Annotated in this window: 1 protein-coding gene; it reads right to left on the minus strand. The window is 74.9% G+C overall.

The window, feature by feature from the left end; translation table 11 throughout:
* A partial coding sequence (locus ACFXA3_RS31980) for a type I polyketide synthase (protein ID WP_385192489.1) occupies positions 1–6,238 on the minus strand: 6,238 nt, incomplete at both ends.

Genomic DNA, 6,238 nt, shown 5'->3' on the forward strand with positions numbered 1-6,238 from the left:
CACCCCACATCACCTCGTACAGCGGCGTGTCGAGGTACGCGTCGACCGCCGCGGCGACCGCGTCCAGGGCCTGCGCGAACACCGGGAACGCGGCGTGCAGTTCACGCCCCATGCCCAGGCGCTGCGCACCCTGGCCGGTGAACAGGAACGCGGTGGCCCCGTCCACGCGGCCGCCGGTGACGACGTCCGCGGACTCCGTCCCCGCGGCCAGCTTCGCCAGCTCGCGGATCGCCGCCGCACGGTCGTCGGCGAGGACGACCGCACGGTGGTCCAGCGCCGCCCGGGACGCCACCAGCGCGTGGCCGACGTCGGCCAGGGACTGCTCCGGGTGGGCCTCCAGGTGCGCGCGCAGCGCCTCGGCCTGCCGCGGCAGCCCCTTGGCGTTCTTCGCGGACACGGTCAGCGCGACCGGAGCGGCCGGAGCGGTCGTCCCGGCGGACGGGGTGGCCGCCGCCGGCGCGGGCTCCTGCGTACGCTCCGGCGCCTGCGGCGCCCGCTGCGTCCGCGGTGCCTCTTCGAGGATGACGTGGGCGTTCGTACCGCTCAGGCCGAACGAGGAGACACCCGCACGGCGCGGGCGCCCGCCCGCCGGCCACTCGACCGGCTCGGTCAGCAGCCGTACGTTGCCCTCGGTCCAGTCGACCTGCGGCGACGGCTCGTCCACGTGCAGCGTCTTCGGCAGCACCCCGTGGCGCAGCGCCTCCACCATCTTGATCACACCGCTGACACCGGCCGCCGCCTGGGCGTGCCCGATGTTCGACTTGATGGAGCCCAGCCACAGCGGCTTGTCCTCGTCGCGGCCCTGCCCGTACGTGGCGAGCAGCGCCTGGGCTTCGATCGGGTCCCCGAGGCGGGTGCCCGTGCCGTGGCCCTCGACGGCGTCCACATCGGCCGTCGTGAGCCCGGCCGCGGCCAGCGCCTGCTGGATGACCCGCTGCTGGGACGGCCCGTTGGGGGCGGTGAGGCCGTTGGACGCGCCGTCCTGGTTGATGGCGCTGCCCCGGATCACGGCGAGCACCGGGTGGCCGAGCCGCTCCGCGTCGGAGAGCCGCTCGACGAGCAGCAGACCGATGCCCTCCGCCCAGCCGGTACCGTCGGCGGCCCCGGCGAAGGCCTTGGAGCGGCCGTCGGCGGCGAGTCCGCGCTGCTGGCTGAAGTCGACGAACAGGTCCGGCGTCGGCATGACGGTCACACCGCCGGCCAGCGCCATCGTGATCTCACCGGAGCGCAGCGCCTGGCAGGCCATGTGCAGGCTGACCAGGGACGAGGAGCACGCGGTGTCGACCGTGACGGCCGGGCCCTCCAGGCCGAGGGTGTACGCGACGCGGCCCGAGGCGATGGAGCCCGCGCTGCCGTTGCCCAGGTATCCCGCGAGGTCCTCGGGGACATCGGTGAGCCGGCTGCCGTACTCGTGGTACATGATGCCCGCGTACACGCCGGTCCGGCTGCCGCGCAGCGTCTGCGGGTCGATTCCGGCCCGCTCGAACGTCTCCCACGCGGCCTCCAGCAGCAGGCGCTGCTGCGGGTCCATCGCGAGCGCCTCGCGCGGCATGATCCCGAAGAACTCCGCGTCGAACTCGGCGGCGTCGTACAGGAAGCCGCCGTCCTTGGCGTACGTCTTGCCGGGCGTGCCGGGCTCGGGGTCGTAGATGGCGTCCGCGTCCCAGCCGCGGTCGGCCGGGAACGCCCCGACGGCGTCCCTGCCCTCCGCGACCAGCTGCCACAGGTCCTCCGCGGACCGCACGCCGCCCGGGAAGCGGCAGCTGATCGACACGATGGCGATCGGGTCCGAATCGGAGGGGGTCGTGGCGCGCGGCGCGGCGGCCGCGGCCGGGGCCGCCTGGGCGGTCGTCGCCGACAGCTTGTCCACCACGAAGCCCGCGACCGCCCGGGAGTTGGGGTAGTCGAAGACCAGCGTGGCCGGCAGCCGCAGACCGGTCGCCGCCTGGAGCAGGTTGCGCAGTTCGACGGCGGCCAGGGAGTCGAAGCCCTGCTCGCGGAAGGCGGTCTCCGGTCCGATCGCGTCCGGCGACGGGTGGCCGAGCACCGACGCCACCTGGGTGCGGACGAGTTCGAGGACGATCCGGTCGCGCTCCTGGGCGGAAGCCCCGGCGAGGCGGCGCTCCAGCTCGGAGGTTTCGGAGCCCTGCGCCTGCACGGTCCGGCGGACCGGGCCGCGCACCTTGCCGCGCAGCAGCGCGGGCAGGTCCTCGCCACGGGCGGCGAGCGCCGCGGCGTCGGTCTTCAGCGGCAGCACCACCGCGTCCTCGCCGGCGACGGCCGCGTCGAAGAGGGCGAGCCCCTCCGCGACGGTCAGCGCCGGCAGGCCCAGCCGCTTCATCCGCTCCAGGTCGGCGTCGGTGAGGTCACCGCCGAGACCGGTGCTGATGCCCCACATGCCGAACGCGGGTGCCGTGGCCGGCAGGCCGCAGGCCCGGCGGTGCGTGGCGAGGCCGTCCAGGAAGGAGTTGGCCGCCGCGTAGTCGGCCTGGCCGGCGGCCAGGACGGAGCCTCCCGCGGAGGAGAACAGGACGAACGCCGAGAGTCCGGCGTCACGGGTCAGCTCGTGCAGGTTCCACGCGCCGTCGCTCTTCGGCCGCAGTACGGACTCCACGCCCTCGGCGGTCAGCGAACCGACGAGCCCGCCGCCCGCGACGGCGGCCGCGTGCACGACCCCGCTCAGCGGGTGGTCCGCGTCGATGCCGGCCAGGACGCCGGCGAGCGACTCCCGGTCCGTCACGTCGCAGGCCGCCACGGAGGCGTGCGCGCCCAGCTCCGCGAGCTCGGCGACGATCGCCGCGGCGCCCGGCGCGTCCGGGCCGCGGCGGCTGGTCAGCAGCAGCTGCCGCACCCCGTGCTCGGCGACCAGGTGGCGGGCCACCAGCGCGCCGAGGCCGCTGGTACCGCCGGTGATCAGCACGGTGCCGGTCGTGCCCCACGGGGAGACGGAGGCGGGGGAGGCGATCCGGGTCAGGCGCGGGATGCGCACCTCGCCGGAGCGCACGGCCGTCTCGGACTCGCCGGTGGCCAGCGCGGCGGCCACGTCGGCGCCCGCGTCGCGGGTTCCGGCGGCCACGTCGACCAGGACGAACCGGCCGGGGTTCTCGGCCTCGGCAGCCCGGACCAGACCCCATACGGCGGCCTGCGCCGGATCGGCGTCCTCGCCGGCCAGGACGGCGACACCGCCGCGGGTGACCACGGCGAGGCGGGCGGACCCGGACTCCGGATCGGCCAGCCGGCCCTGGACCTTCGCGAGCACCTCGGGCACCACCGCACGCACCCGGGCCGCGGCGTCCTCGCCGGCCGGGACGGGGGCGAACCACACGGCCGCTTCGGCCGCTCCGGCTCCGCCCGGAGCCGTACGCAGCCACTCGACGCGGTGCAGGGCGGCGCCGGCGCCACCGGAGGCGGCGGCCAGCTGGGCTTCGGAGACCGGGCGCGACACCAGCGACTCCACGGTCGCCACGGGCGCACCCGTCTCGTCGGCGACCATGATCTCCGACACCTCGTCGCCGCGCACGCGGCGGATGTGCACCCGCAGCACGGACGTACCGGCCGCGTGCAGGGTGACCCCGTTCCAGGAGAACGGAAGCAGCGTCGCCCCCTCGGCGGCGCCGTTGCCGCCGAGCAGGTCCGCGTGCATCGCGGCGTCGAGGAGGGCCGGGTGCAGACCGAACTGCGCGGCGTCGGCGTGCGCCGACTCGGGCAGCGCCACCTCGGCGAACACGTCGTCGCCGCGGACCCAGGCGGCCTTCAGGCCCTGGAACACCGGGCCGTACGCGTACCCGCGCTCCAGCAGCCGGTCGTACGCGCCGTCGACGTCGAGGGCGGTCGCACCGGCCGGCGGCCACTGGGACAGGTCGAACGCCGGGGCCGGCGCACCCGGGACCACCGTGCCGTGGGCGTGGCGGGTCCACGGGGCGTCCGCGGCCGAGCCTCGGGAGTGGACGGACACCGACCGGGCGCCGGAGGCGTCCGGGGTACCGACCCGCACCTGGAGGGCCACGCCACCGCGGGCGGGCACGATCAGCGGTGCTTCGAGCAGCAGTTCCTCGATCCGGTCGCAGCCGACCTGGTCACCGGCCCGGACGGCCAGCTCCACGAAACCGGTGCCCGGCAGCAGGATCGAACCGAGGACGTCGTGGTCGGCCAGCCAGGGCTGGGTGTCGACCGACAGGCGCCCGGTCAGGACGACTTCACCGGAGTCGGCGGCGGCGATCGCGGCGCTGAGCAGCGGGTGCCCGACGGATTCGAGACCGGCGGAGCCGAGTCCGGCACCGCCCCCGGCCGCGGCGCCCTCCAGCCAGTACCGCTGGTGCTGGAAGGCGTACGTCGGCAGATCGGACCAGCGGTCCTCGGCGGCCCGGTAGAAGGCCGCCCAGTCGATCGGCGTACCGGTGGTGTGGAGCTGTGCGAGGGCGGCCAGGAGGGTCGGTGCCTCGGGACGGTTCTTGCGCAGCACCGGCTCGACCACCGGGGCGTCGGTGTCGGCGTCGGTGTCGAGGGTGGTGCGGGTGAGGGCGGTCAGGACGGCGTCGGGGCCGAGTTCCAGGAACCGGGTGACGCCCTTGGCGGCGAGGTGCTGGACGGTGTCGGAGAAGCGGACGGCTTCGCGCAGGTGGCGGGTCCAGTACTCCGGGGTACCCCAGTCCTCGCTGATCTCGCCGTACACGCCCGAGACGACCGGGATGGCAGCGGGCTGGTACGTCACGGATTCGGCGACGGCCCGGAACTCGGCGAGCGCCGGGTCCATCAGCGGGGAGTGGAAGGCGTGCGAGACCCGCAGCCGGGTCGACTTGCGGCCCAGCTCGGTGAACGCGGCCCGGATCGCTTCGACGGCGTCCTCGGCACCGGAGACCACGATGGAGCGCGGGCTGTTGATCGCCGCGATCCCGACGGAGTCGGTCAAGTGCGGGAGGATCTCCTCCTCCGTCGCCTCGATCGCCGCCATCGCCCCACCCGCAGGCAACGCCTGCATCAGCCGGCCACGAGCGGTGACCAGCCGGGCCGCGTCCTCCAGGGACAGCACCCCGGCGGCGTGGGCCGCGGTGATCTCACCGATCGAGTGACCCGCCAGGAAGTCGGCACGCACCCCCCACGACTCCACCAGCCGGAACAACGCGGTCTCGATCGCGAACAGCGCGGGCTGCGTGAACGCGGTGCTGTTCAGCAGCGCCTCGTCCTCGGCAGACTCACCCCACATCACCTCGTACAGCGGCCTGTCCAGGTGGGTGTCCAGGGCCGCGACAACCGCGTCCAGAGCCTGCGCGAACACCGGGAACGCGGCGTGCAGTTCACGCCCCATGCCCAGGCGCTGCGCACCCTGGCCCGTGAACAGGAAGGCCGACTTGCCCTCCCGCACCTGGCCCTGCACCACACCCGCCGTCGAGCCTTCGGCCAGCGCCGCCAGCCCGGCGAGGAGTTCCTCACGGGTCTCGGCGACGACCGCGGCCCGGTGCTCGTGCGGAGTGCGCGAGGTCGCGGTCGAGAAGGCGAGGTCGGTCAGCGAGAGGTCCGCGTGGTCGCCGACGTGCGCACGCAGGCGCTCCGCCTGGCCGGCCAGGGCCTCGGGGGAACGGGCCGACAGCACCACCGGTACGGCGGGCAGCTCGCGCGGAGCCTCGTCCGTACCCGCTTCCGGGGCCGTCGGGGCCTCTTCCAGGATGACGTGGGCGTTCGTCCCGCTGAGGCCGAACGAGGAGATGCCCGCGCGGCGCAGACGGTCGCCCGCCGGCCACTCGACGGCTTCGGTGAGCAGCTTGACGTTGCCCTCCGACCAGTCGACGTGCGGGGTGGGCTCGTCGACGTGCAGGGTCTTCGGCATCAGGCCGTGGCGCAGCGCCTGCACCATCTTGATGACGGCGGCGACGCCGGCCGCGGCCTGCGTGTGCGCGATGTTCGACTTCAGGGAGCCGAGCCACAGCGGCTTGTCCTCGTCGCGGCCCTGCCCGTACGTGGCGAGGACGGCCTGCGCCTCGATCGGGTCGCCGAGCTTGGTGCCCGTACCGTGCGCCTCGACCACGTCGACGTCCGCCGTGGTCAGGCCGGCCTTCTCCAGGGCGCTCTGGATCACGCGCTGCTGGGAGGGGCCGTTGGGTGCGGTCATGCCGTTCGACGCGCCGTCCTGGTTGACGGCGGAGCTCCGGATCACCGCGAGTACGGGGTGGCCGTTGCGGCGGGCGTCCGAGAGGCGTTCGACGACGAGGACGCCCACGCCCACCCACCACGCGGCCCCCGC

The organism is Streptomyces sp. NPDC059456, from assembly GCF_042750055.1.
Taxonomy (GTDB): domain Bacteria; phylum Actinomycetota; class Actinomycetes; order Streptomycetales; family Streptomycetaceae; genus Streptomyces.